The organism is Sabulicella rubraurantiaca (assembly GCF_017355885.1).
GTDB classification, from domain to species: Bacteria; Pseudomonadota; Alphaproteobacteria; order Acetobacterales; family Acetobacteraceae; genus Roseococcus; species Roseococcus rubraurantiacus.
This window is the reverse complement of the sequence record NZ_JAFEUU010000003.1, coordinates 22180-46538: the sequence shown is the minus strand read 5'-3', so window position 1 is coordinate 46538 and position 24359 is coordinate 22180. Positions and strand designations below refer to the sequence as shown.

Here is a 24359-nt window from a genome sequence, read left to right as displayed (position 1 = left end):
GAAGCCTGCCATCGACGCGCCCGATGCCGCAACGCGGCGAATCTGCCAAGAAATGCCTAACGCCTATGCTGCCACGGCATAGGCGAAGCGGGGCGGAATGCGCTCAAGCTTCCGTGCATGTGCGCCCAGCCTGCCGCGCCCCCCGCCCTGCTCCACGATCCGCCCCGCCTGCTCCTGCTGGGCGACGCCGCGCTCACCGTGGAATTCGCCGCCGCCTGGTCGCCGGAGGCGGCCGCGCGGGTCCGGCGCCTCGCCGCGCGGGTCGCGGTCCTCGCAGCGGCTGAGGAGGGCATCCGCGAATACGTGCCCACGCTGCGCTCCGTCACCATCCATGTGGACCCGTCGCGGCTCAGCCTCCGGCGCCTGCAGGCGATGCTGCGCGACCTGCCCGAGGGTGCGGAGGCGACGGCAGGGGAGGCGACTGAATGGTGCCTTCCCGTGCGCTATGGCGGCGAGCAGGGGCCGGATCTGCCGGAAATCGCCAGCACCCTCGGCATGGCGGAGGACGAAGTGGCGGAACTGCACACGGCGGGGCACTACGAGGCGGCGGCGGTCGGCGGCTATCCGGGCTTTGCCTATCTCACGGGGGTGGATGGGCGCCTCGCCCTGCCGCGCCGCGCCTCGCCCCGGTTGTCGGTTCCCGAAGGCTCGGTCGCGGTCGCGAATGGCTTCACCGGGGTCTATCCGGCCACGGCACCGGGTGGCTGGCACCTGCTGGGACGCACGCCGGTGCCCCTCTTCGCGCCGGACCGGCCGGGCCGCCCCGCCCTGGTGATGCCCGGCGACACGGTGCGGTTCCGCGCCATCTCACCGGAGGAGTTCGAGGGCCTGTGGTCGGCCTTCCGGGACGGGCGGGCCGACCCCGTCACCGCGTGCCGCGCCCCGTGACGCTCGGTTTGCTGGTCGAGGAGGCGGGGCTCTTTTCCACCGTGCAGGATCTGGGCCGGCAGGGCTTCCAGAGCCTGGGCGTGCCGCCTTCCGGCGCGCTGGATCCGGTGGCGCTGCGCCTCGCCAACCTCGTGGTGGGGAACCCGCCTGGCTGCGCGGGCCTGGAGATGTGCCGCCTCGGCGCGACGCTGCGCGTCACGGTCCCGAGCTTGCGCGTGGCGCTTGCCGGGGCGCCGCCGACGGGCGACCTGCCTGTCCTGCGGAGCCTTACGCTGCGCGAGGGGGAGGTGCTTCGCATTGGGCGTGTCGCGGGCGGGGCCGCCTATCTCGCGGTCGAGGGTGGGTTCGACCTGAAGCCCGTGCTCGGCAGCCTGTCCACCTATGCGCGCGCGCTGATCGGCGGCTTCGAGGGGCGCCGGCTGGAACCCGGCGACGTGCTGCCCCTCCTCCGGCACACGGCTTCGTCCCGGCGCGAACGCGCCCTGCCCCACCCCCTCCCCGCCGAGCGCGACCGGCCGCTGCGTGTGGTGCTCGGCCCGCAGGCGGATCACTTCACCGAGGAAGCCTTCGACGCGCTGCTGGGCGAGGGCTTCACCGTGACGGCCGAGGCGGACCGGATCGGGCTGCGCCTCTCGGGTCCGCGCCTGGCTCATGCCGGGCCGCCGGAGATCGCCTCGGACGGCAATGCCACGGGCGCGGTGCAGGTGCCGGGCAGCGGGCAACCTATCGTGCTGCTGCCGGACCGGCACACGGTTGGCGGCTATCCGAAGATCGCCACCGTCATCACCGCCGACCTCGCGCGGCTTGGCCAGTCCTTGCCCGGCACGGTGCTGCGCTTCGAGGCCGTCGCGCCCGAGCAGGCGCGCATCGCCCTGCGTCGGCAGGAGGCGGAGATCGCTGCGCTGGCGGCGCGTCTGCACGAGACCTGATCCCACGGAGGAGCCGACCCATGAATGCCGATCCCGCACTGAAGCCGCGCGTCTTCCTGGGCGGAGGCTTGGTTCCCGCCGAGGCGGCGACCCTGCCCATCGACAGCGCTGCCGTGAAGTACGGCGCCAATGTCTTCGAGGGAATCTGCGCCTATGCCGGCGTCGCGGGCGGACCCAGCAGCTTCTTCCGCCTGCCGGAGCACCTGGAGCGCCTGCGGCATTCCATCCGCATCATGGAGATCGATGGCGGCGAGGATCAGGCCGAGTGGGAAGAGGCGCTGCGCGAGACGCTGCGCGGCAACAACATTCGGGGCGACGCCCATCTGCGCCTGAGCGTCTTCGTCGTGGGCGAGGGCGGCTGCGAGACGCGCGGCCCGGCGCTGGTTGCCTGCTCCGCAACCCCGCGCGCGGCGCAACCGCTGGAAGCGCGGGCGGGCCATGCGCGCGTCGCTTCCTGGCGGCGGGTGGAGGATGCGGTGATGCCACCGCGCGTGAAGGCGGGCGCCAACTACCACAATGGCCGCTCCGGCCTGCTGGAGGCGCGGCGCGACGGCTATGACGAGGCGCTCTTCCTCACCGCCGCCGGCAAGGTGTCGGAGGCGGCGAATTCCTGCTTCATGATGGTTCGCGCGGGCACGCTGGTCACGCCGCCCGCCACCGCCGCCATCCTGGAAAGCGTGACGCGCGCGACGCTGCTCGAACTTGCCCGCGACGTGCTGGGCATTCCGACCGAGGTGCGGGAGATCGACCGCTCCGAGCTTTACGTGGCGGAGGAGGCGTTCCTGTGCGGCAGCAGCCACGAGGTGAAGCCGCTCCTTTCCATTGACCGCTTCGCGCTGGGTGAGGGTGGGGTCGGGAAGGTGACCCGCGCGCTGTGGAGCCTCTATGACCGCGTGGTGCGCGGAGGCGAACCACGCTTCGCCCACTGGCTCACGCCGGTCTGAGCCTTTCCTGACGCGCCACCGCCCTGCAAGGGACGATAGGCATGACCGATCGCTCCCTTCGGTTCTGCATCCTCACACCGATCGTGAGGGCGAGCCTATGAGTGGGGCACCGGCGGGGAACGGCCCCACCGGATGGCACCAGAAAGGAGATCCCGCCATGACCAACCCCACCATTGCCCGCCTCGTCGCCGCCCGCCTCGCTGAACCTGCGGCGAACCGCCTGGCCTTCTGCCTCGCCAACCCCGCCTGAGCCCAAGGAGATTTTGCCATGACCACCACGATCGCCCGCCTCGTTGCCGTTCGGCTCGCCGAGCCTGTGACCACCCGCTTGGCCCTCTGCTTCGCGTGACCTGCCGCAGGGGCCCGCCCGTTGGGGGTGGGCCTCCGCCCCTCCCGGAGAGCCGCCATGCCCCTCGACCCCGCCACGGACCGCGACGCCCTCTTCGCCTATCGCCACCCGGGCATCCTCGCCCGCTTCGTTCGCGAGCATGGCGTCGCGCCCGAACGCGCCGAGGAGTTGTTCCGCGACGCACTCGCCTGGCTCTGGCTCTGCCGCCGCTTCCGCGAGCGACGCGCCGAGGGCTCGCTGCCTGCGGACTTCGCCCTCGGTATGCATCCCGAGCTGCTGGCACTCGACGAGATGTGGCACACCATGATCCTGTTCACCCGCGATTACGCCGCGCTGTGCGAGCGTCACCTCGGCGGCTTCGTCCACCACGATCCCGCCCCCGAGGGTCCGCGCGAGTTGCCCTCCGACGAGGCTTTCGCCGCCGAGATCACCACCCTCTACACCTTCGTCGCCGAGGAGCTGGGCGAGGAGACGCTGCTGCGCTGGTTCGAGGAGCGGCGCCATGCCCAGCTCCACGCCGCGTGAGCCGGCCCTTGCCGGCGGTGTCGTCCTGCGTGCGCTCGGCGCCCTGCCGGAGGACGGCCCGACCCTCTTCCGCTCGGCGCAGGGCGCCCGGGTAACCGACGCGGAGGGCCGTTCCTTCCTCGACCTCCACAACGCCGTGGGCGCCGTGATCCTGGGCCACGGAGATCGTGGCGTGGCGCGCGCCGTCGTGCGGGCAGCGCGCCTGGGCCTTGGCGGCGTCCCCTCCCTTGCAGCCATGGAACTCGCCGAGCGCCTCGCCCCGCTGCTGCCAGCGCGCTTCCGCACGGCCTTCTTCAAATCCGGCTCGGAGGCGCTCTCCGCTGCGCTGCGCCTCGCCCGTGCCGCGGTGGGTCGCGACCTCGTCCTCGCCACGAGCTACCATGGCTGGCACGACTGGGCGGCGACCGCCCCGGCCGGCGTGCCCGCGGATACACGCGCACTCACGCTGCGCGCGCCTCACGGCGACCTCGCCGCGGTCGAAGCGCTGCTCGAGGCGCATGCCGGCCGCATCGCCGCCATCGTCGCCGAACCCATGCTGTTCGAGACGACACCCAGCGCCTGGCCGGCTGAGCTTCGCCGGCTCGCCGACCGGCACGGCACGCTGCTGATCTTCGACGAAACCATCACCTTCCTGCGCGTCGCCGCGGGAGGGGCGACGCGTCTCTCGGGGATCGCGCCCGACCTGCTCTGCTACGGCAAGGGGCTCGCGAACGGATTGCCGCTGGCCGCCCTGTCCGGAGCGCCGGAATTGATGCGGCGGCTCGAGCGCGACGTGATGGCGCTCTCGGCGGCCGCGCTGGAGGGTGTCGCCCCCGCTGCCGCCCAGGCCGTGCTCGACCGCTTCGAGCAGGAGGACGTTCCCGCCGCCCTGGCTCGGCGTGGCGAGGCGCTGCGGGCGGAATTCGAGAGCGCCCTCGCCGAAGCGCGGATGGAAAGGGCTTACCGGCTGGTGGGTGGGCCCTCTCGCATGGCGCTGCGGTCTCCCGGCGGGAGGCGCGAGGTGTTCCGTCTTGGAACTGCCCTGCTGCGCGAGGGCGTGCACGCCCCGGTCGGAATCTCGCCTTCTCTTGCCCTCGGGCCGGCGGAGATCGCCGAGGCGGGGGCCGCCTTCGCCCGTGCGTTGAAGCGCCTGCCGCTTGCCACGGAAGCGCCCGAGCCCGCCTTCCGCATGCGCTGAGAGTTCGCACCCGGACCTCTCCTCCAGGCGCTGGCGTTTTGCCTGGACGGATTTCCGGCAGTTGGGACAAGCTTCCGGATGCAGACCTGAGGTGTTCGCGATGCGCCTGACCCGTCGCTCGAGCTTTGCCGCCGCGGCGGCGCTGGTAGCCGCCCATCCGCTCCCCACACCATCCCTGGCCCAAGGGACGGCCCGCAACACCTTGCGGTTCATCCCGCAGAGCAATCTGGCCGCCGTCGATCCGGTGGCCACCTCGGGCTACATCGTCCGCAACTACGGCTTCATGGTCTACGACACGCTCTTTGCCGTGGATCCCGACTTCCGCGTCCAGCCGCAGATGGTCGAGGGCCATGAGGTCTCGGGCGATGGCCGCACGTGGCGGTTCCGCCTGCGCGAGGGGCTGAAATTCCACGACGACCAGCCCGTGCGCGGCGCCGACTGCGTTGCCTCGATCCGCCGGTGGGGCGCGCGCGACACCATGGGCCAGACGCTCATGCTGGCGGTGGATGAGATCCTCGCGACGAGCGACCGTGACTTCGAGATCCGCCTGAAGCGCCCCTTCCCGCTGATGCTCGACGCGCTGGGCAAGCTTTCCACCCAGGCGTTGTTTGTCGTGCCGGAGCGCGTGGGGCTGAGCGACCCCATGGTGCCCAACACGGAGACCATCGGCAGCGGCCCATTCCGTTTCGTGCGCGACCAGTGGGTCCCGGGCAGCCTGGCCGTGTTCGAGCGCTTCGCAGGCTATGTCCCGCGCACCGAGGTGGCGCGTGGCGCGGCCGGGGGCAAGCGCGTGCTGCTGGACCGCGTGGAATGGCGCGTCATCTCCGACCCCGCCACCTCCGCGGCGGCGCTGCAGACCGGGGAGGTGGATTGGTGGGAGCAGCCGGCCTTCGACCTGCTGCCCGTCCTTTCGCGCAATCGAGACGTCCGCATCGAGCTGACCGACCCAATCGGTTCGCTCATGATGATGCGCTTCAACCACCTCCATCCGCCCTTCAACAATCCACGCGTCCGCCGTGCCGTGCAGGCTGCGGTGAACCAGCGTGACTATCTCGAGGCGGCGGTCGGCAATCCGCGCTACGCAAGCGAATGCCGCAGCTTCTTCGCCTGCGATACGCCACTCGGCAACGACCAGGGCACGCAGGCCATGCCGGGACGGCTCGACGAGGCGAGCCGCATGCTGCGCGAGTCAGGCTACGCTGGCGAGAATGTCGTCATCATCAGCCCATCCGATTTTCCGACCATCAACGCCATGAGCCAGGTCACCGCGGATCTGCTCCGGCGCTTGGGAATGCGGGTGGAGCTGGTGGCGACGGATTGGAGCAGCGTTCTGGCCCGCCGCGCCAACCGCAACCCGCCCGACCAGGGCGGCTGGAGCATCTTCCACACCTCCTGGGTCGGGCCGGATGTCGCGACTCCCGTCGTGCATCTTCCCTTGCGCGCCCATGGCGCCGCCGCCTGGGCCGGCTGGCCGACCGACGAGACGCTGGAGGCGCTGCGCATGCGCTTCCTCGACGCGACTGACGCTGCCGAGCAGCGCGCGATTGCGGCAGAGATCCAGCGCCGCGCCTTCGAGACGGTGCCCTTCGTCCCGCTCGGCCAGATGAAGCAGCCGACCGCCTATCGCCGCAACGTGCAGGGCATCGTCAACGCGCCGGTGCCGTTCTTCTGGGGCATCCAGAAGGGGTGAGGCGGCTGGGCCAGCGCCTCACTCGGGCGTGACGCCGGCTCGTGCCATCAGCTCGCGATTGGCGTCGAGATTCCGGCGGATGCTTGCGGCCATCGCCGCGCGCCCAGGGGGCGCCGGCTCCAAGCCCAGCTCCTCCAGCCTTGCGCGCGTGGCGGGCTCCGCGAAGATCGTGACGAGCGCTTCTTCCAGCGCATCGACCACGGCCGGCGGCGTTCCCGCAGGCGCCGAGACGCCGAGCCATGCGTCGAACAGGAAATCCGTGAAGCCCAACTCGCCCAGGGTCGGCACGGCGGGCATCGACGCGATGCGGCTGCGTGCGGGCACGCCGAAGCCCTGCAGCCGGCCCGCTTCCACATGTGGCTTCGCCGAGGCGAAGGTGGGGAACATCAGATCCACGCGCCCGGCCAGGATCTCGGTGATCGCGGGGCCCGAACCGCCGAAGGGGATGTGGAGCATCTCCACCCCAGCGCGCCGCAGGAAATCGACCATCACGAGATGGGCGGTGGAGCCGATGCCGAAGCTCGCATAACTCAGCTGACCTGGGCGGCGTCGCGCCTCGTCCAGCACGGCCGAAAGGCTCGGCCAGCGCGGGTGCCCCACCAGCATGAACAGCGTGTTGCCGATCATCGTCAGATGCTCGAAATCGGCGATCGGGTCGTAGCCCGGGTTGCGCTGCGCATGCGGGACGGCGGCGAAGGTCGTCACGCTCCCGAAGAGCAGCGTATGGCCGTCGGGCTGCGCCCGGGCCACCTGCCGCGCGGCGATGGCCGTCGCGGCGCCGGGACGGAAATCGGTGAGGAAGCTGCCGCCCAGCCGCTGCGCCAGCCCCTGGGTGATGATGTTGCCCAGCACCGTCGGCAAGCCACCGGCGGTGTAGGGCATCACGAGCGTCACGGGGCGCGCGCCCGGAAAGGAAGACTGTCCTGCCACCGGAATGGCGGCGAGCATCGGCGCGGTCAGGAGGGCGCGCCGGGACAGCGCCGTCATCCGTCTTCCTCCGTCATGAGGGGCGCTCGCGGCCAAGGACCAGTGTGCCGCTGGCCGCGAACATGCCGCCGACGCCATGGCTCACGGCAATCTCCACCTTCCCCACCTGCGCGTCCGCCGTGCCGCGCACCTGGCGGACGCTCTCCTGGATGGCGAACATCCCGTACATGCCAGTGTGGGTGTAGGAGAGACCGCCGCCATTGGTGTTCACGGGCAGCTTGCCGCCGGGCGCGGTGTTCCGTTCGGCCACGAAGCGCGCCGACTCGCCGCGCGGCACGAAGCCCAGATCCTCCAGCCCGAAGAGCGGCAGGTGGGCGAAGGCGTCGTAGAGCATGAGATGGTCCACATCGGCATGGGTGATGCCGGCGCTGCGGAAGGCCTCTGGGCCCGCGACGCGGAAGGCGCGGGAGGTGGTGAAATCCTCCATCTGGCTGATCATCTGCGCCTCGACGCTCTCGCCGCTGCCCAGCAGATAGACGGGCGGTTGCGGGAAGTCGCGGGCGCGGTCGGAGGAGGTCATGATCAGCGCGCCGCCGCCATCCGTCACGACGCAGCATTGCAGGATGCGGAACGGGTAGGCGATCATCCGGCTGTTCAGCACGTCCGCCACGGTGATGGGATCGCGGTAGAGCGCGCGGGGATTGCGCGAGGCCCATTCGCGCTGGACGACGGAGACCATCGCGATCTCCTCCTCCGTGACGCCATAGGTCTTCATCCAGCGCAGCACGGGAATCGGAAACAGCGTGGGCGGCCCGACGGGGCCGAAGGGCGCCTCGAACTGGCCGGGCAGCGAGCCGGGCTCGGGCGGGCGCGTGGCGCCCGCCACACGGGAGCGTCCGCTCTCGCCATGGGTGATGAGCACGGTTTTGCAGTAGCCCGCCATGATCGCCGCCGCGGCGTGGCGGACATGCAGCATGAAGGAGCACCCGCCCACGCCCGTGCCATCCACCCAGCGCGGCGTCAGGCCGAGGTAATGCGCGAGCGCCTGCGGACGGAAATTGCCGACGCAGGCCAGGCCATCCACGTCGGCAGGCTTCAGCCCGGCATCCGCCAAGGCGTTGAGTGCCGCATCGGCGGCGAGCCCGATCTCCGAGAGATGCGGCACGATGCCGAGTTCCGTCGTCTCCGCCGCGCCGACGATGGCGACGCTTCCGGGCGCGATCACGATGCGCGTCCCTTGGCGGGCCGGAAGAGGGGCAGCGTGATCTCCTCGTCGAGCGGCGTCGGCGCAAGCTCCAGTTCCATGTCGAGCACCAGTGCCTCGGGCGTCTGCGGGCAATCCACGATGTTGGTCATCAGGCGCGGCCCTTCCTCCAGCGTGACGACGGCGATGGCATAGGGCGGCGTGAAGCCGGGGGCAGGCCGGTGATGGATGACGTAGGAGTAGAGCGTCGCCCGGCCCGAGGCACGGAACACCTGCACGTCGCGCGTACCGGTGAAGGGACTGAACGGGCGTGGCGGGAAATAGGCCCGGCCCGTGTCGCCGCAGCGCTGGAGCAGAAGCTCCCCGCGCCGGAGCCCATCCCAGAAATGCTGGGTCTCGGGGGTGGGGAGCGGCTTGGGCCGCTGCGATGCCGCGCTCATTCCGCCGCCCGCGCGGCCGGGCGCTTCTCCTGCCGGGGCAGGAGGGAGCGCGCGATGATCTGCTTCATCACCTCGATCGAGCCGCCGGCGATGCGCGACATGCGCGCATCCGCCCAGGCGCGGGCGATCGGATACTCCCACATGTAGCCGGCGCCACCGTGAAGCTGGACGCACCCGTCGAGCACGCGGCCCTGGATCTCCGTTGCCTGCATCTTGGCGATGGCCGCGTCCACGGAGTCGAGCTTGCCCTGGAGATGGACCTCCAGGCAGCGATCCACGTAGGTGCGCAGCATCGCGATCTCCGCGCGCATCTCGGCCAAGCGGAACTGCGTGTTCTGGAAATCGGCCAGGGTCTGGCCGAAGGCGGGGCGACCGGTGACGTAGGCGATGGTCTGCTCCAGCGCCACCTCCGCCGCGGTGACCGCGCGCACGGCCTGGACCAGTCGCTCCTGCGCCAGTTCCGTCATCAGCTGGGTGAAGCCGCGCCCCTCCTCGCCGAGAAGGTTCGAGACGGGAACCCGGACGCCGTCAAAGAACAGCTCCGACGTGTCCATCGCCTTGCAGCCGACCTTCTTCAGCGGCTTGCCCCGCGCGAAGCCCGGGCGGTCCGTCTCGACGAGGATCAGGCTGACGCCGCGGGCACGCGCCGTTGGATCCGTCTTCGCGGCGACCACGATGACATCCGCGCCCTGGGCATTGGTGATGTAGATCTTCTGCCCCTTCAGGACGTACTCGTCGCCCTCGCGGATCGCCGTGGTGCGGATGGATTGGAGGTCGCTACCGCCTTGGGGCTCCGTCATAGCGACGGCGGCAAGCGCCTCGCCGCGCGCCATGCGGGGAAGCCAATGCCGCTTCTGCTCCTCCGTGCCGTAATGCAGCAGGTAGGGCGCGACGATGTCGGAATGGAGCGAGAAGGCCGGGCCCGAGGCGCCGGCGCGCGACATTTCCTCGATCACGACGGCGCTGTGGAGGAAGTCGCCCCCCATGCCGCCGTATTCCTCCGGAATGTTGCAGAGGAGCAGCCCGGCGGCACCGGCCTTGAGCCACGCCTCGCGCGGGACGACGCCCGTCTCCTCCCACGCGGCGTGATGGGGCATGATCTCGCGCTCGACGAAGCGACGGACCTGCTCCCGGAACATTTCATGCTCCGCCGTGAAGACGGTTCGCGGGATCATGGGGCGCTCCTCCACTTCGTTCTGGCCATTCTTTTTGGCGAATAGTATTTTGGCAAGCGAAAACTTGGAGGTCGCTCGTGGCGGATGCAATTGCGCTGGAGGAAAGCGGACGCAGCAAGGGGGAGGTGCCGGCCGTGGCGGCGGCTATCCGCATCCTTCGCCACCTCGCCGCGGCGCAGGCCCCGCTGGGCGTGACGCCGCTGGCGCGCGCCCTCGGCCTCAACCCCTCCACCTGCTTCAACATCCTGCGCACCCTGGCCCAGGGCGAACTTGTCCGCTTCGATCCGGACAGCAAGACCTACGCGCTCGACCTGGGCCTCGTGGACCTCGCGCGGGCTGCTTTCGCGAAGGGCGCGGAGCAGGCGCGCATCCTGCCGATGATGCGGCAGCTGGCGATGCGCCGGGGCGTGACCGTCACCTTCTGGCGCCCGGCGGGGCCGGATCGGATGGTGCTCACCCAGGTCGCCGAGAGCGACCAGGTGATGCGCATCCGCATGGGCGTCGGCCAGCGTCTGCCGCTGCTGATCGGCGCCATGGGCCGCATCGCCGGCGCCTTTGGCGGGCTCGGCGAGGCGGAGCTGCGCCGCCGCTTCGAGGCGCTGCGCTGGGACCAGCCCCTCGGCTTCGAGGAGTTCCTCGGGCAGGTGGAAGTGGCGCGGGAGCGCGGCTGGGCGCTAGATGAAGGACATTACGTCGCGGGCGTCACCACATTGTCGGCCCCCGTCCCGCTCGACGATGGCAGCGGCCTCTGCGTGGTCAGCGCGACCATGTTCGGCGCGCAGCACGCAGCCTCCGGAAGCGACGTGATCGGCGCCGACCTCGCCCTCCTGGCCAAGGATATCCGCCGGGCACTTTCGTTCGACTGAAGGAAAGCCATTCCTCCTGAAGAAGGGCCGATTTCAGATGCGGCGTCCGGACCCCGCCCAGTGCGGTTCCCGCAGCACGCGCTTCAGCAGCTTGCCCGAATCGTCGCGCGGGAAGCTGTCATGGAACTCGAAGCGGCGCGGGATCTTGAAGTTGGCGAGGCGCGGCCGCAGCGCGGCGCGCAGCCCTTCCTCCGTCAGCCCGGGCGAGGCACGCACGGCGGCGCAGATCGCCTCCCCATACTCGGCGTCGGGAATGCCGAAGACGGCGCAGTCCAGCACGCCCTCTACGCCGATCAGCGCGGCCTCGATCTCGGCCGGGTAGATGTTGACCCCGCCCGAGATGATCATGTCGCGCTTGCGGTCGCACAGGAACAGGTATCCGTCCTCGTCGCGGTAGCCGACATCGCCGACGGAGATCAGCCCGTCGCGCTCCACGCCCCGCCGGTCGGAATCGCGCTTGTGGTAGGTGAAATCCGGCATGCAGGCGAGGCCGGCGAAGATCTCGCCCGGCTCTCCCGGAGCGCAGTCGCGTCCCGCTTCGTCGAGGATGCGCATCGTCGCGCCCTCCACCAGCCGCCCGACCGTGCCCGGACGCTCCAGCCATTCGGCGCTGGTGCAGGCAGTGACGGCGCCGAGATCGGTTGCGCCATAGAATTCGTGCAGCACCGGTCCCCACCACTCGATCATGGCCCGCTTCACCTCGGGCGGGCATGGTGCCGCGGCGTGGGTGACGTGTCGCAGCGAGGACAGGTCGTAGCGGCGCCTCACCTCCTCGGGCAGCTGGAGAAGCCGCACCATCATGGTCGGGACCACGAAGGTGGTGTCGATGCGGTGCCGCTCGATCAGCGCGAGGAATTCCTCCGGGTCGAAGCGCGGCATCAGCACCAGGATCTCCGCCAGGTGCGCGGAGCGCAGCCCGAAGCTGTTCGGCGCGCTGTGGTAGAGCGGCCCGGGCAGCAGGGCGCGGATGCCGGGCACCAGCCCATAGAGCTGGGCCCGGTTGCGCCCCATGCCCGCCACCTGCTCGGGCGTGGGCGGTTGGCGGCGCACCCCCTTGGGCCGCCCCGTGGTGCCCGAGGTGTAGATCATGCTCTCGCGCGCCGGCTCGGGTGGCCCGTCCCATTCCTCGTGCCGCGCGAGGAAATCCTCCCACTCCTCGCCGGCCGAGGCCACTCCGCCTGATGCCAGCCCATAGGCCGTGGCGAGTTCTGGCGGGGTCCTCACGGTCAGCACCGTGATGCCGGGCGGCGCCTCCGAAAGAAGGGGCAGCAAATCCTCATGCGCGACGACGACCTTGGCGCCGCAATCGCCGAGGAGATACGCCACCTCCTCCGGCTTCCAGTGCCAGTTCACCGGCACGGCGTACCCACCCAGGATCGTCGCCGCGATGCTCGCCTCGACGAAGGGGAAGTCGTTCCGCAGCAGCAGCGCGACGCTGTCCCCGGGACTGACGCCGAGGGCGCGCAGCCCCGTGGCGGCGCGGCGCGCGCGGGACAGCAGCGCCGCGCGCGTCAGCCGCCGCTCCCCGCTGAGCAGCACGCCGTCCGCCGTCATGCCTCGAACTCGGCCCGCCCGTTGTTCAGCACCACGACGTCGCGCGCCGGCACCCGAACGCGGAAGGCGGCCGCCCCCGAGCCGAGGCGCCAGATCTCCGTGCGCAGCGTCTCCCCGGGATAGACCGGCGAGGTGAAGCGGAGGTCCAGCCGCCGCAGCTTCTCCGCACGCCCACCGCACAGAAGCTGCGCGATCGACCAACCGGCGACGCCATAGGAGGCGAGGCCATGCAGGATGGGCTGCTTGAACCCTGCCTGCGCCGCCACGTCCGGATCGGCGTGAACCGGGTTGAAGTCGCCGCTCAGCCGGTAGAGCAGCGCGGCGTGTGGCCCCAGCGTCCAGTCGAAATGCGCCTCGGGCTCGCCCTCCGGCACGGGATGCGGCTGCCGGATCGGGCCGGTGGGCCCGCCGAAGCCGCCATCGCCGCGCAGGAAGGAGGTGCTGGTGATGGAGCAGAGCAGCTCCTCTGTTGCCGCGTCACGCACCTCGCGCGTCGTGTAGAGGAGCGCACCGCGCCCCTGCCCCTTGTCGATGATCTCGTCGATGCGCAGACGTCCCACGACGCGGCCTTCGGTCGGCAGCGGGCGGTGGATCGTCAGCCCCTGCTCGCCGTGCAGCACCTTTGGCCAGTCCACGCCGGTGTCGGGCTCGCGCAGCCAGAAGCCGGGACCGGCCAGCACGACGCCCATCGTCGGCAGCGCCACCAGCCCCTCCTCGTAGACGTGCCGCAGCTGGCCGCGATCCATCGGATCCTGGCCGAGCCCTAGGCCGAGCGCGTAGAGGATCGTGTCCTTGAAGCTGTATTCCTGCACGACGTCGGGGAAGGGGCGCGCGCGCAGCTTGTCGTAGTTGATCGCCATTCCTCTCCCTCCTCAGCCGACGATGCGCCACTGGACCAGCGTGTAGGGCGGGCTGGCCTCGTCATGCGGCTCGAACACCGCTTCCACCTCCGCGCCGATCCGCGGCTCCGCGCCGGAACCGCCGACGAGGTTGCCGATCATCCGGATGTTGTCCGCCTCCGGCAGCTCCACCAGCACGATTGTGTAGGGGCCATGCCCGGTGAGCGCGGGGTGCACCGGATGGTGCGGCGTCTCCCAGGAATAGATGCTCCCGCGCGGCTTCACCTCCACCCAATCCAGGTCGAAGGAATGGCAGCGATGGCAGATCCACTCAGGACCCCATTGGTGGCGGCCGCAGCCCTGGCATTTCTGCACCAGCAGGCGGCCTTCGCGTGCCGCCTTCCAGTAGGGGGCGGAAAGCGGCTCCTCCGTCGAGGGGGCGGGGAGGCCGGGCGGCAGGGCGTGCTTCGTCGTGCTCACAGGGTTCCCTCCGTACCGAGGATGAGGCTGCTGACCGGCGTCACCATCGGGCCGCCGATGACCATCGCGATTTCAGGATCGGGCACCTGGTTGATGGCGGTGCGGCGGAGCTGCCGCACGGCCTCGTTCACCAGCTCGAGCCCGTGCATGTAGCACTCCGCCAGGTTGCCGCCGCTGGTGTTCAGCGGCATCCGCCCGGTCGGCGCCAGCAGGTTCTCCTTGACCAGGAACTCGTTCGCCTCCTCCGGCTTCACCAGCCCGTGCTCCACGAGGCCGAGCAACACGCCGCCCGTGAAGTTCTCGTAGGCCTGGAGGACGTCGATGTCGCCGGGGCCGCATTTCGCCATCTCGTAGAGATTGCGCGCCACGGTGGGGAAATGGGCGGAGGCATAGTGCGGCGCGTTGTGCACGGGCGCCGCGCTCCGATGATGGCCGCCCTGCGCCGCGCCGAGCAGGTAGACGGGCGGATGCGGCAGGTCCTTCGCCCGGTCGGCCGGCACCACCAGCACGGCGGCCGCGCCGTCATTCTCCTGGCAGCAATCGAAGAGACGATGGAAGGGTTCGATGATCCAGCGCGAGGAGTCGTACTTCGCCTCGTCCAGGGGGCGGCCCTGCATCACCGCGCGCGGATTGGACTGCGCGTGGTGATAGGAGGCGAGGGCGATGGCGCGAAGCGCCTCGTGGCGGATGCCGTTCTCCGTCATGAAGCGCGTGATCTTCATGGCGAAGCGCTGCGCCGGCGACATCAGCCCGTAGGGCCAGAGGAAGGCGTCCTCCCCCATCGCCATCGGCGCCTGCGCGCCCTTGCCATAGCGCGCGAACTGGCCCTGCGCGAGGGAGCGGAAGGCGATGACGCAATTCGCCATGCCGGAATGCACGGCGGCCGCCGCATTGGCCACCGCGGCCGCAACTCCGCCGCCCCCGCCGCCCCAATGCATGTTGGAGAAGCGCAGCTCATGGATGCCGAGCGCGGCGGCAAGCCGCGTGGCTTCCGACCGGTCATTGCCATAGGTCGCGAACCCGTCCACTTCGCGCGGGTCGATGCCGGCATCGGCGCAGGCGGCCAGCACCGCCTTCAACGCGAGCTTGAACTCGGCATCCGGGGACTGGCCGTGCTTGTAGTAGGTCGTTTCGCCGATCCCAGCGATGGCTGCCTTGCCGCGCAGCGTGCGCTCCGTCATGCGGTGTGTTCCTTCGTCGCCATTCCTGTCTCCTCGGTCAGTCGATGCGGAAATTGGTTGCGTTCGCGAATTCGCGCCATTTCGCCACCTCGGCGATGACGAAGCGGCGGAACTCCTCGCCGCGCAGCGCGAGGGGCAGCGCGCCCTGCCGGGCCAGGAAGTCGCGGAAGGCCTCGCTGGCCACGATCTCCGCCGTCTCGCGTTCCAGCCGCGCCGTCACGGCCGGTGGAAGGTCGCGCGGGCCGAACAAGGCGAACCAGGTCTCGGCCTCGACGTTCCGCACGCCTTCCTCGGCCATGGTCGGGACATCGGGCAGGCCCGGCAGGCGCTCCGGGGCCGCCACGGCGAGGGCGCGGGTGCGCCCGGCGCGGATCATCTCGATGCCCGGGTTCGGATACTCGAACATGAGATGCACGCTGCCGGCCAGGAGGTCCGCCAGGGCCGGGGCGCCGCCGCGATAGGGCACATGCGCGATGTCGGCCCCGGTGGAGATCTTGAACATCTCGCCAAGCAGGTGCTGCACCGTGCCGATGCCTGCGGAGCCATAGGTGATCTGGCCGGGACGCCGCTTCGCGTCGGCGATCAGCTCCGCCACGTTGCGCCAGGGCGCATCCGGGCGGCAGACGAGCGTGCCGACGATCTTGGCGAGGCCATGGATCGGCGTGAAGTCGTTCTCCGGATCATAGCCTGGATTCCGCAGCAGCGAGGCGTTGGACGCCTTGGTGCCCTGGGTGCCGATCATCAGCGTGTAGCCATCCGGCGCGCTGCGGGCGACGGCGCGCGCCGCGATGGAGCCGCCGGCCCCGGGCCGGTTCTCCGCGACCACGGACTGGCCCAGGCGCTGCGTCAGCCCGGTCGCGGTGAAGCGCCCGACCGCATCGGTGAAGGCGCCCGGCGCGAAGGGGATCACCAACGTGATCGGCTTCTCGGGCCAAGCCTGCGCGCGGGCGGCTGGCGCGAGTGCAAGGGCCGGGAGCGAGAGTACCGCGACGCGGCGCGTGATCGGCGTCATTCGTGCCTCCCTCATCCCAGCTCGAGCACGAGGCCTTCGCGGCGGATCACGTCCCGCCACTTCGCGATCTCGCGCGAGACGAAATCTCCGAACTGCTCCACCGTCGTGGGGTGAGGGGCCGAGCCCGCCTGCGCGAAGCGTGTCCGTGTCTCCGGCTGGGCGAGGACCTTGCTCACCTCCGCGTTGCAGGCCGAAGCAGCCTCCGGTGGCGAGGCGGCGAGGCCGAACAGGCCGACCCAGGTGGACACGTCGTATTCGGCCATTTCGGGTGCCGTCTCGCGCAGCGCCGGCACGTCGGGCAGGAGCGGGCTGCGCTCGGCCGATGTCACGGCCAGGGCGCGCAGCCGCCCGGCCTGCACGTGCTGGCTCGCCGCGATCAGGTTCTCGAACATGAACTGCACATTGCCCGCCAGCAGCTCCACCAGCGCGGGGGCCGAGCCGCGGAACGGGACATGCGCCGCCTCGGCCTGCGCCAGCTGCAGGAACCACACGCCGGACAGATGCGGCGACTGGCCGATGCCGGACGAGGCGTAGTTGAGCTGCCCCCGGCGCGCCCGCAGCAGCGCGATGAATTCCGGCACGGTCGTCGCCGGCACGGAAGGATGCACCACTAGCACGTTCGGCCCACGGATAAGGCCCGAGACCGGCGCAAAGGAGGCAGGGGTGTAGGGCAGCTCACGGAACAGTGTGTAGGCGATGGATTGAGGGCCGATATTGCCCACCAGCAGCGTATGCCCGTCCGGCGCGGCGCGCAGGAACTCCACGGTGCCCGTCACGCCGCCGCCGCCCGAGCGGTTCTCCACCACCACGGGCTGTCCCCACGCGGCCTGGAGCTGTGCGCCGACGAGCCGCCCGCCGATATCGGTGATCCCGCCCGGCGGGGCCGGAACGATGATGCGCATGGGACGCGAGGGCCGCCAGTCGCTGGCCCGCGCCCGCGCGGCCAGGCCCGAACCCGCAAGGACGAGGGCAAGGCGACGGGTCAGATGATGCATGGGCGACCTCCTCTGTCTTCTCGCTTCAGGCCACCACGCCCAGCGCGGCGAGCCTCTCGATCTCCTCCGGCTCCACGCCCCAGCGCGTCAGTGTGGCGGGGTTTCCACGGTCAGGGGCAGGCGGCGCGGGCGTCGGCGAGGGCGCCCGGCTGAAGCGCGGCGCGGGGGCGGGCTGCACGACGCCGCCCACCTCCACATAGGCGCCGCGCGCCTTCGCATGGGGATGGTGCGGCGCCTCTTCCATGGTCAGCACGGGCGCGAAGCAAGCGTCGCTTCCCTCCAGCAGGGCGCACCATTCGTCGCGGCTGCGCGTGCGGAGATGGGCGGCGAGCACCTCGCGCGCCGCGGGCCAGGTCGAGGGGTCGAGGCGGCGGGGAAACGCGTCGTGTGGCAGGCCGATGCGCTGGAGGAACTCCGCGAAGAAGCGCTCCTCGATCGGCGCGACGGCGACCAGCTTGCCGTCGGCGCACGGATACACATCGTAGAAGAAGGCTCCGGAATCGAGCAGGTTGGTGCCGCGTTCCTCCGCGTGACGTCCGCTGGCGAGCAGGCCGTGGAACATCGTCATCAGCGCGGCGGTGCCATCGGCCACGGCGGCGTCCACCACCTGCCCGCGTCCCGAGACGCCGCGTTCCAGCAGCGCCGCAAGCATCCCCACGACGAGGTGAAGCGCCCCGCCGGCAAAGTCGCCCAGCAGCGCGAGAGGCGGGGCAGGGAGCCCGCTGCGCCGTCCGATCGCGTGCAGCGCGCCGGTCAGCGCGATGTAGTTGAGGTCGTGCCCCGCGCAGCGTGACAGCGGCCCCTCCTGCCCCCACCCCGTCACCCGGCCATAGACCAGGCGCGGATTGACGCGATGACACTCCGCAGGCCCAAGTCCGAGCCGCTCCATCACGCCGGGACGAAACCCCTCCACCAGCGCATCGGCCTGCGCCGCGAGGCGAAGGGCGAGGGCCTGGCCCTCGGCGCTTTTCAGGTCCAGCGCAACGGCGGGGCGGCCGCGATTCAAGAGGTTCCGCTCGGGGGGCTGTCCGGAGCCGAGATCGGCAGGTTCGGGACGTGCGATGCGCAGCACCTCGGCGCCCATTCCGGCGAGGATCATCGCCGCCATGGGGGCCGGCCCGATCGCAGGCATCTCGAGGATGCGCAGCCCGGCGAGCGGACCGCTCATCCGGCCGCCGGCTCCGCCTGACGTTCGTCGCGCAGCTCCGTCTTGCGGATCTTGCCGGTGGGGCTGCGCGGCAGCGGCTCGGAGCGGATCTCGATGCTCTTCGGGCATTTGTAGCCGGCGATGCGCGCGCGGCAATGCGCCATCAGCTCGGCCTCCGTCAGCTCGTGGCCGGGGCGCGTGACGACGATGGCGTGCACCGCCTCGCCCCAGCGCGGGTGCGGCACGCCGAAGACCGCGCATTCCAGCACCGCGGGATGGTCGTGGATCGCGTTCTCGACCTCGGCGGAATAGACGTTCTCGCCGCCGCTGATGATCATGTCCTTCAGCCGGTCCACGACGTAGAGGTAGCCGTCGTCGTCGAGGTAGCCGGCGTCCCCCGTGTGCATCCATCCGCCGCGCAGGGCGCGCGCCGTTTCCTCGGGGCGGTTCCAGTAGCCCTTCATCACGGTGGGGCCGCGCACCTGGATCTCGCCCACCGTGCCCGTCGGCACCTCGCGATCCTCGGGGTCGGCGATGCGGAGCTCGACATTGGGCAGGACCTGCCCGGCGGAGCGAAGCCGTGGCGAGCCGGGGACGTGGTCGCGCGCCGGAAGCATGGTGGCGACCGGCGAAAGCTCGGTCTGTCCGTAGGACTGCACCAAGCCCACTTGCGGCAGGCACCGGATGAGCCGCTCAATCAGCGCGACCGGCATGGGCGAGGCGCCGTAGCTGACCACGCGGAGGCTCGACAGGTCGCGCCTGGCGAAATCCGGATGGTCGAGCAGCGCGGTGACCATGGCGGGCACCGTCACGGCATGGGTCACGCGCTCGCTCTCGATGGCGCGCAGCACCTCTCCCGCCTCGAAGCGCGGCAGGACGACATGCCGCCCGCCATGGAGCGTGGTGGAGAAGACGCGGGCGCCCGCCCCCATGTGGAAGAGCGGGCCGCAATGGAGATGCGCCATTCCATCGCCCATGCCGAGCGGCGCCGTCGTGTTCAGCGCGTTCAGCACCAGCCCGGCATGGGTCAGCGCCACCCCCTTGGCGCGGCCCGTGGTGCCGCCCGTGTAGAAGAGGCAGGCCACGTCATCGCCGCCACGCCCTGCATCAGGCATCGGGGAGAGGGCCTGCATCCTGCGCTCCGCCTCCTCCTCCGTCAGCAGGATGGGCCGGACCGGCAGGGTCCCGACAAGTTCGGCGGCGATGGCGGCATGGGCCTCGTCCACCAGAAGCAGGCTAGGTAGCGCGTCCTCCAGCATCTCCCGCATCTCGGGCAGCGCGAAGCGGCTGTTGACCGGCGCCAGGATCCCGCCCGCCCAGGGCACGGCGTGATAGGCTTCGAGGTAGAGGTGCCCGCTATCGGCCAGGATCGAGACGCGGTCCCCGTCCTTCAGCCCCAGGGAGCGGAACAATGCGGCGAGGCGTGCCACGCGATCCGCATGTTCTTCCCAGGAAAAGCTTCGGCCGCGATGCACCACGGCGACGGCGGCGCGGCGGTTTCTGGCCGCGCGGCGCAGGCCGGAGGTGACGGAAAGACCGGCTGCCGTCACGCGCTTCTCCGGGATGCCAGCTTCGGTCCGTGCCGCGCCATCATGGGTAGCGCCTCCTCCCTCGTTGGGGGTGAGGCTAGGGCGTGGCTGCGCTGGCATGCAAGCGCTTATTCTTTCTGAAGAAGAAAATTCTTAGTGCCGAATGCCCGCGAGCGGCGGCTTGGGCCTGCTCTGCCGGCAATCTCCATGCTTCGACGGTCGGCGCAGCCCGCGGCCCAGAAGGGCGCGAACCTCTTGGTGCCTCAAAGGCATGAGCCGCATTCTTTGTGAAATCTCATTCTATTTGTCGAATATATTAGCGCTCCCCTAGATTGGCTGCCTTGGGCACCACCGCGGCCGATGATGGCCCAGACACCGCACGAGGCTTGATGCCGCTCCTGCATCAACCCATGCGGCAATGGAACTGGCCTTTTCCGCCATTCGCTCCCTAGCGTGCCGATCCGGAGCCTGCCTGACACGGGACATCATCCGCGCAGCAGCACCTAGGGAGAAAACCAGCATGTCCGTCCCGTCGAAGCGCGACGTCTTTCGCAAGGATCTGCTGGCCGGCCGGACCGCGCTGATCACGGGTGGCAGTTCCGGCATCGGCTTCGGCATCGCGGAGGTCTTCGCATCCTATGGCGCCAGCCTGGTGCTGACCGGGCGCGACGAGCAGAAACTCGCCGCGGCTGAGGAGCGCCTCGCGCCGCTTGGAACGCCGGTCGTGACGGTCGCCTCGGATGTCCGCGACTACGCGGCGACCCAGGCCGTGATCGCACAAGCGGTCGAACGCTTCGGCGGGCTCGACATCCTGATCAACAACGCCGCAGGCAACTTCAACTGCCCCTTCGAGAAGATGACGCCCAATGGCTGGCGCGCGGTGGTGGATATCGACCTCAACGGCACCTTCAATTTCTGCCATGCCGCCTTCGAGGCCCTGAAGGCGTCCTCGCATGGCGGGCGCGTCATCAACATCACGCTGGCCCAGGGCGTGTCCGGCTGGCCGGGCTCCTCGCATGCCGCCTCCGCCAAGGCGGGCGTCACCGCACTGACGCGCAGCCTCGCCGTCGAATGGGGGCCGCATGGCATCCGCGTGAACAACGTGCTGCCCGGCCCGATCAGCGGCACGGAAGGACTGCGCCGCCTCTACGAGGATCGCGGCGAGGGAGAGAAGGAATTGTCCCGCGTCGCGCTCGGCCAGTTCGGCGAGACGGACGACATCGCCCTGAGCTGCGCCTTCCTTGCCTCACCAGCCGGCGAATTCATCACGGGCTGCGACATGACGGTGGATGGCGGCCGCTGGCTCAAGCGGCAATGGCTCTAGGAGAAACGGACTTGGACGGGATGAAGCCCACCGACGCCGCGGAGCGGCCGCTCCACGACTCCGCATCGCTGCGGCCGCTGCTGGATCCGCGCAGCATCGCCATCGTCGGCGCATCGCCGCGCCCCGGCTCGTTTGGCGGGAACGTCCTCGTCAATCTGCGGAAGCACTATGGTGGGACGATCCTTCCGATCAATCCGCAATACGACCAGATCGGCGACCTGCCCTGCTTCCCTGACATCGCCTCGCTTCCCGAGCGTCCGGACCTGCTGGGCGTGGCCGTCCCGGGCGCGAAGGTTGAGGGGGTGCTGCGCGATGCCGCCGCAGCGGGGGTCGCCGCGGCGGTCGTCTTCTCCTCGGGCTTCGCCGAGATCGGCACGGCCGAGGGCGGCGCCATGCAGCGGCGGATCAGCGCGCTCGCGGCCGAGACGGGAATCCGCGTCCTCGGGCCGAACTGCACCGGCATCGTTCAGGTGCGCTCCGGCGCCGCCTGCAACATCCTGCCCAGCGTGCGCGACCTTCCCCTGGTTCCGGGCGGCGTCGGTCTGGTCGGCCAGAGCGGTGCGCTGGGCTACGTGGTCTTCCAGGCCATGCATCGCGGCGTCGGCTTCAGCCGCCTCATCTCGACCGGCAATTCCTGCGACGTGGACATCGCGGACCTCATCAACTTCCTCGTGGATGACGAGGACACGAAGGTGATCGCCTGCCTGTTCGAAAGCGTGCCCAGTGGCCGGCGCCTCCTGGCGGCGCTGCAGCGCGCCTTCCGGGCCGGCAAGCCGGTGGTGGCCTGCAAGGTGGGCACCACCGCCGCCGGAAGCCGCGCGGCCTTGTCGCATTCGGGCATGCTGGCGGGCGACGCGGCGACCTACGCCGCGGTGTTCGACCGCACGGGCGTGGTCCAGGTCGAGGCGCTGGAGGAATTGCTGGAGACCGCCCTGTTCTTCGCCCGGGCCGGTCGGCCCAGCGCGGGGGGTATCGGCATCCTGTCCGGCTCGGGCGGCTCCGTGGTCATGGCCGCGGACAAGGCGGAGCGGCACGGCGTCGCCATGCCGCAGCCGGGCGAAGCCGTGGTCGCGGCGCTTCGCGACCGGCTGCCGGACTTCGCCACCATCGCCAACCCAGCCGACATCACCGCGGAATCCATCCGCGACGAGACGATGTACACGGAATGCGTCCGCATCTTCGCCGAGGATCCCGGCTTCGCCAGCGTCGCCGTCCTGATGCCGTCGGCCCATGGCCAGGCCGCCGTGACCCGGGCGCAGTCCATGGAGGCCCTGGCTGCGAACCTCGACAAGCCGCTCTCGCTGGTCTGGATGAATGAATGGCACGAGGGGCCGGGCACGCGCATCTACGATGCCAGCGAGAGGCTGGCGATGTTCCGCTCGCTCGATCGCTGCATGCAGGCCTACCGGCGTTGGTTCGACGGCGCGCGGCGGCGGCCGATCCTCGAGGCGCGGCCGGAGGTGTTCCCGCCTCATCCCGCCGCTGCCGAAGCGAGGAAGCGCCTGTCCCGCCACGCCGCAGGGGCAAGCCTGACGGAGCGCGAGTCGAAGGCCATTCTTTCGCTCTACGGCCTTCCTGCGGTGGGCGAGGTACTATGCCGGAGCCGGGACGAGGCGATGGAAGCGGCGGAGCAGATCGGCTTCCCCGTCGTCGCCAAGGTCGAGGCGCCCTTGATCCGGCACAAGACCGACATCGGTGGCGTGCGGCTCAACCTGCGCGACGCCGCTTCGGTCGGGGAAGCCTATGACGCCATCATGGCCGCCACCGCGGGCGTACCGAAGGTGGAGGGCGTCGTCATCCAACGCATGATCCCGCCTGGGGTCGAGATGCTGCTCGGCGCGCGGCAGGACCCGCAATTCGGCCCGTTGGTGGTCTTCGGCTTCGGCGGCACGCTGGTCGAGATCATGGGCGATGTCGCCGTGCGGCTGGCGCCGGTGACGCCGGCCGAGGTGCGCGAGGCGCTGGACGGGCTTCGCATGCGGCCGGTCCTCGATGGCGCGCGTGGCGAGGCGCCGCGCGACATCGGTGCCTTCTGCGACATGGTCGCCGCCCTGTCCCGGCTCATCGCCGACCAGGCCGACCTCGTCGCCGAGATCGACGTGAACCCGGTGATCCTGCATGCCGAGGGCGGCATCGCGGTGGACGCGCTCATCGTCCGCGCCGGATGACCGGAAGGGAGGAAAGAATGACGAAGATCACGATGCGCTGGTCCCGGCGCGGCCTGCTGGCCGCATCGGCCAGCCTGCCCCTGGCGCGGCCGTCACTGGTCCGTGCGCAATCCTGGCCCTCGCGGCCCGTCCGGATCATCGTGCCCTTCCCGCCGGGCGGCGCCATCGATGCCATGATCCGCATCGTGGCGCCGGCGGTGGAGCCGGCGATCGGCCAATCCGTCGTGATCGAGAACCGGTCGGGTGCGGGAGGGGCGGTGGGAACCGAGGCTGCGGCGCAGGCGCGCGACGGCCACACGCTGCTGATGACCGCCCTGACCCATGTCACGCTGGCTGCGCTGATGCCGCGGCTTCCCTATGACCCCTTCGGGGATTTCGTGCCGCTGGCACCGGTGGGCACCGTGCCGAATGTCGTCGTCGTGCCGGCGAACTCGCCGATTCGCGACATTCAGGGACTGGTGTCCGCCGCCAAGGCTCGGCCGGGGCAGATGACCTATGGTTCGGCCGGGACCGGCACCTCGCTGCATCTCTGCGCGGCGCTGTTTTTCTCACGGGCCGGCATCGAGATGACGCATGTACCCTATCGCGGCTCCGCGCCGGCCGTGACCGACCTGATCGCGGGACGGACGGACGTGATGTTCGACAGCGCGACCTCCGCCGCGCCCCATGTCGCCGGGGGGAAGCTGCGGCCGCTCGCCGTGACCACGTCGCGCCGCAGCACGCTGCAGCCCGACCTGCCGACCGTGGGCGAGGCCGGGGTGCCGGGATACGCGGTGGATTGGTGGTATGCGCTGCTGGCGCCGAGGGGCCTGCCCGACGAGGCGCGGCGCAGCTTCGGCGCTGCGGTCAAGGCAGCCCTGGGGGCGCCAGAGGTGCGGGAGCGCTTCGCCGCGATCCAGTGCGAACCCATGGAAGGCGATGCGGAGAGCCTCGGCGCCATCATCGCCCGCGACCGGGCGACCTGGTTCGACGTGGTCCGGCGCCTCGGATTGCGGGAAGGGTGAGGAACCGCCGCG

At 70.5% G+C, this 24359-nt stretch carries 22 protein-coding genes; 10 read left to right on the top strand and 12 right to left on the bottom strand.

All coding sequences use genetic code 11. The features are described 5' to 3' along the window. The first annotated feature begins 117 nt into the window (after positions 1-117). From pxpB to JTJ31_RS06950, 6 genes are all read left to right on the top strand, one after another. Positions 118-888 (top strand): 5-oxoprolinase subunit PxpB, encoded by a 771-nt coding sequence (gene pxpB, locus JTJ31_RS06975; protein ID WP_207537920.1) that lies wholly within the window; start codon positions 118-120, stop codon positions 886-888. Continuing rightward, entirely contained in the window at positions 885-1817 is a 933-nt protein-coding gene (locus tag JTJ31_RS06970; RefSeq protein ID WP_207537919.1) for a 5-oxoprolinase subunit C family protein, read from the top strand. The genes pxpB and JTJ31_RS06970 overlap by 4 nt, the downstream gene beginning before the upstream one ends. Positions 1818-1837: 20 nt before the next feature. Further along, a complete protein-coding gene (locus JTJ31_RS06965) occupies positions 1838-2761 on the top strand; it encodes an aminotransferase class IV (protein ID WP_207537918.1) in 924 nt (307 codons plus the stop codon). A 406-nt stretch (positions 2762-3167) separates the two neighbouring features. Beyond that, on the top strand, positions 3168-3635 hold the full coding sequence (locus tag JTJ31_RS06960; protein ID WP_207537917.1) for a glycine-rich domain-containing protein: 468 nt from the start codon (positions 3168-3170) through the stop codon (positions 3633-3635). Continuing rightward, positions 3613-4812: an aminotransferase class III-fold pyridoxal phosphate-dependent enzyme gene (locus tag JTJ31_RS06955; RefSeq protein ID WP_207537916.1), complete on the top strand. Its 1200-nt coding sequence runs from the start codon at positions 3613-3615 to the stop codon at positions 4810-4812. Before JTJ31_RS06960 ends, JTJ31_RS06955 begins: the two co-directional genes overlap by 23 nt. Before the next feature lie 106 nt (positions 4813-4918). Beyond that, complete coding sequence (locus JTJ31_RS06950) at positions 4919-6502, top strand: ABC transporter substrate-binding protein (RefSeq protein ID WP_408015398.1); 1584 nt, start codon at positions 4919-4921, stop codon at positions 6500-6502. A gap of 18 nt (positions 6503-6520) precedes the next feature. On the opposite strand, the gene JTJ31_RS06945 is transcribed toward JTJ31_RS06950, so the two are convergent. From JTJ31_RS06945 to JTJ31_RS06930, 4 genes are read right to left on the bottom strand one after another with little or no spacing between them, the layout of a single operon-like run. Then, positions 6521-7489 carry a Bug family tripartite tricarboxylate transporter substrate binding protein gene (locus tag JTJ31_RS06945; protein ID WP_207537914.1) on the bottom strand — a complete coding sequence of 323 codons (969 nt, stop codon included), beginning with the start codon at positions 7487-7489 and terminating at the stop codon, positions 6521-6523. Positions 7490-7502: 13 nt separating this feature from the next. Further along, positions 7503-8654: a thiolase C-terminal domain-containing protein gene (locus JTJ31_RS06940; protein WP_236019968.1), complete on the bottom strand. Its 1152-nt coding sequence runs from the start codon at positions 8652-8654 to the stop codon at positions 7503-7505. Beyond that, entirely contained in the window at positions 8651-9073 is a 423-nt protein-coding gene (locus JTJ31_RS06935; protein ID WP_207537913.1) for a Zn-ribbon domain-containing OB-fold protein, read from the bottom strand. The genes JTJ31_RS06940 and JTJ31_RS06935 overlap by 4 nt, the downstream gene beginning before the upstream one ends. Next, on the bottom strand, positions 9070-10248 hold the full coding sequence (locus JTJ31_RS06930; RefSeq protein WP_236019967.1) for an acyl-CoA dehydrogenase family protein: 1179 nt from the start codon (positions 10246-10248) through the stop codon (positions 9070-9072). Before JTJ31_RS06930 ends, JTJ31_RS06935 begins: the two co-directional genes overlap by 4 nt. A 77-nt stretch (positions 10249-10325) precedes the next feature. On the opposite strand from JTJ31_RS06930, the gene JTJ31_RS06925 reads away from it, so the two are divergent. Further along, positions 10326-11114 (top strand): IclR family transcriptional regulator, encoded by a 789-nt coding sequence (locus JTJ31_RS06925; protein ID WP_207537912.1) that lies wholly within the window; start codon positions 10326-10328, stop codon positions 11112-11114. Positions 11115-11147: 33 nt separating this feature from the next. Here JTJ31_RS06925 and JTJ31_RS06920 read toward each other — a convergent pair whose 3' ends face one another. The 8 genes from JTJ31_RS06920 to JTJ31_RS06885 are packed head-to-tail and all read right to left on the bottom strand — an operon-like array spanning position 11148 to position 19872. Next, the gene (locus JTJ31_RS06920) at positions 11148-12668 is read right to left on the bottom strand and encodes an acyl-CoA synthetase (RefSeq protein ID WP_207537911.1); all 1521 of its coding nucleotides are present in this window, start codon (positions 12666-12668) and stop codon (positions 11148-11150) included. Further along, positions 12665-13528: a MaoC/PaaZ C-terminal domain-containing protein gene (locus JTJ31_RS06915; RefSeq protein WP_207537910.1), complete on the bottom strand. Its 864-nt coding sequence runs from the start codon at positions 13526-13528 to the stop codon at positions 12665-12667. Before JTJ31_RS06915 ends, JTJ31_RS06920 begins: the two co-directional genes overlap by 4 nt. 12 nt (positions 13529-13540) lie before the next feature. Further along, on the bottom strand, positions 13541-13987 hold the full coding sequence (locus JTJ31_RS06910; RefSeq protein WP_207537909.1) for a Zn-ribbon domain-containing OB-fold protein: 447 nt from the start codon (positions 13985-13987) through the stop codon (positions 13541-13543). Next, entirely contained in the window at positions 13984-15168 is a 1185-nt protein-coding gene (locus JTJ31_RS06905; RefSeq protein WP_207537908.1) for a thiolase C-terminal domain-containing protein, read from the bottom strand. The genes JTJ31_RS06910 and JTJ31_RS06905 overlap by 4 nt, the downstream gene beginning before the upstream one ends. A 37-nt stretch (positions 15169-15205) precedes the next feature. Continuing rightward, positions 15206-16180, bottom strand: a complete 975-nt coding sequence (locus JTJ31_RS06900) for a Bug family tripartite tricarboxylate transporter substrate binding protein (protein ID WP_236019966.1) — start codon at positions 16178-16180, stop codon at positions 15206-15208. Between the two features lie 11 nt (positions 16181-16191). Next, a complete protein-coding gene (locus JTJ31_RS06895) occupies positions 16192-17175 on the bottom strand; it encodes a Bug family tripartite tricarboxylate transporter substrate binding protein (protein ID WP_207537907.1) in 984 nt (327 codons plus the stop codon). A 25-nt stretch (positions 17176-17200) separates the two neighbouring features. Further along, entirely contained in the window at positions 17201-18343 is a 1143-nt protein-coding gene (locus tag JTJ31_RS06890) for a CaiB/BaiF CoA transferase family protein (RefSeq protein ID WP_207537906.1), read from the bottom strand. After that, positions 18340-19872 carry an acyl-CoA synthetase gene (locus JTJ31_RS06885; RefSeq protein ID WP_207537905.1) on the bottom strand — a complete coding sequence of 511 codons (1533 nt, stop codon included), beginning with the start codon at positions 19870-19872 and terminating at the stop codon, positions 18340-18342. Before JTJ31_RS06885 ends, JTJ31_RS06890 begins: the two co-directional genes overlap by 4 nt. A gap of 499 nt (positions 19873-20371) precedes the next feature. On the opposite strand from JTJ31_RS06885, the gene JTJ31_RS06880 reads away from it, so the two are divergent. From JTJ31_RS06880 to JTJ31_RS06870, 3 genes are read left to right on the top strand one after another with little or no spacing between them, the layout of a single operon-like run. Then, positions 20372-21175, top strand: coding sequence for an SDR family oxidoreductase (locus JTJ31_RS06880; protein WP_207537904.1), 804 nt, complete (start codon positions 20372-20374; stop codon positions 21173-21175). 20 nt (positions 21176-21195) lie between these two features. Then, the gene (locus tag JTJ31_RS06875) at positions 21196-23343 is read left to right on the top strand and encodes an acetate--CoA ligase family protein (protein WP_236019984.1); all 2148 of its coding nucleotides are present in this window, start codon (positions 21196-21198) and stop codon (positions 23341-23343) included. A 17-nt stretch (positions 23344-23360) separates the two neighbouring features. Continuing rightward, positions 23361-24347: a Bug family tripartite tricarboxylate transporter substrate binding protein gene (locus JTJ31_RS06870; protein ID WP_207537902.1), complete on the top strand. Its 987-nt coding sequence runs from the start codon at positions 23361-23363 to the stop codon at positions 24345-24347. Positions 24348-24359 lie beyond the last annotated feature (12 nt).

Excerpts from the sequence above, each read along its gene's own strand:
- JTJ31_RS06935 (WP_207537913.1), bottom strand. The coding sequence starts at position 9,073 with ATGAGCGCGGCATCGCAGCGGCCCAAGCCGCTCCCCACCCCCGAGACC.
- JTJ31_RS06890 (WP_207537906.1), bottom strand. The coding sequence starts at position 18,343 with ATGAGCGGTCCGCTCGCCGGGCTGCGCATCCTCGAGATGCCTGCGATC.
- JTJ31_RS06955 (WP_207537916.1), top strand. The coding sequence starts at position 3,613 with ATGCCCAGCTCCACGCCGCGTGAGCCGGCCCTTGCCGGCGGTGTCGTC.
- JTJ31_RS06960 (WP_207537917.1), top strand. The coding sequence starts at position 3,168 with ATGCCCCTCGACCCCGCCACGGACCGCGACGCCCTCTTCGCCTATCGC.
- JTJ31_RS06915 (WP_207537910.1), bottom strand. The coding sequence starts at position 13,528 with ATGGCGATCAACTACGACAAGCTGCGCGCGCGCCCCTTCCCCGACGTC.
- JTJ31_RS06870 (WP_207537902.1), top strand. The coding sequence starts at position 23,361 with ATGACGAAGATCACGATGCGCTGGTCCCGGCGCGGCCTGCTGGCCGCA.
- pxpB (WP_207537920.1), top strand. The coding sequence starts at position 118 with ATGTGCGCCCAGCCTGCCGCGCCCCCCGCCCTGCTCCACGATCCGCCC.
- JTJ31_RS06875 (WP_236019984.1), top strand. The coding sequence starts at position 21,196 with ATGAAGCCCACCGACGCCGCGGAGCGGCCGCTCCACGACTCCGCATCG.
- JTJ31_RS06895 (WP_207537907.1), bottom strand. The coding sequence starts at position 17,175 with ATGCATCATCTGACCCGTCGCCTTGCCCTCGTCCTTGCGGGTTCGGGC.
- JTJ31_RS06880 (WP_207537904.1), top strand. The coding sequence starts at position 20,372 with ATGTCCGTCCCGTCGAAGCGCGACGTCTTTCGCAAGGATCTGCTGGCC.
- JTJ31_RS06920 (WP_207537911.1), bottom strand. The coding sequence starts at position 12,668 with ATGACGGCGGACGGCGTGCTGCTCAGCGGGGAGCGGCGGCTGACGCGC.
- JTJ31_RS06905 (WP_207537908.1), bottom strand. The coding sequence starts at position 15,168 with ATGACGGAGCGCACGCTGCGCGGCAAGGCAGCCATCGCTGGGATCGGC.
- JTJ31_RS06900 (WP_236019966.1), bottom strand. The coding sequence starts at position 16,180 with ATGACGCCGATCACGCGCCGCGTCGCGGTACTCTCGCTCCCGGCCCTT.
- JTJ31_RS06965 (WP_207537918.1), top strand. The coding sequence starts at position 1,838 with ATGAATGCCGATCCCGCACTGAAGCCGCGCGTCTTCCTGGGCGGAGGC.
- JTJ31_RS06930 (WP_236019967.1), bottom strand. The coding sequence starts at position 10,248 with ATGATCCCGCGAACCGTCTTCACGGCGGAGCATGAAATGTTCCGGGAG.
- JTJ31_RS06945 (WP_207537914.1), bottom strand. The coding sequence starts at position 7,489 with ATGACGGCGCTGTCCCGGCGCGCCCTCCTGACCGCGCCGATGCTCGCC.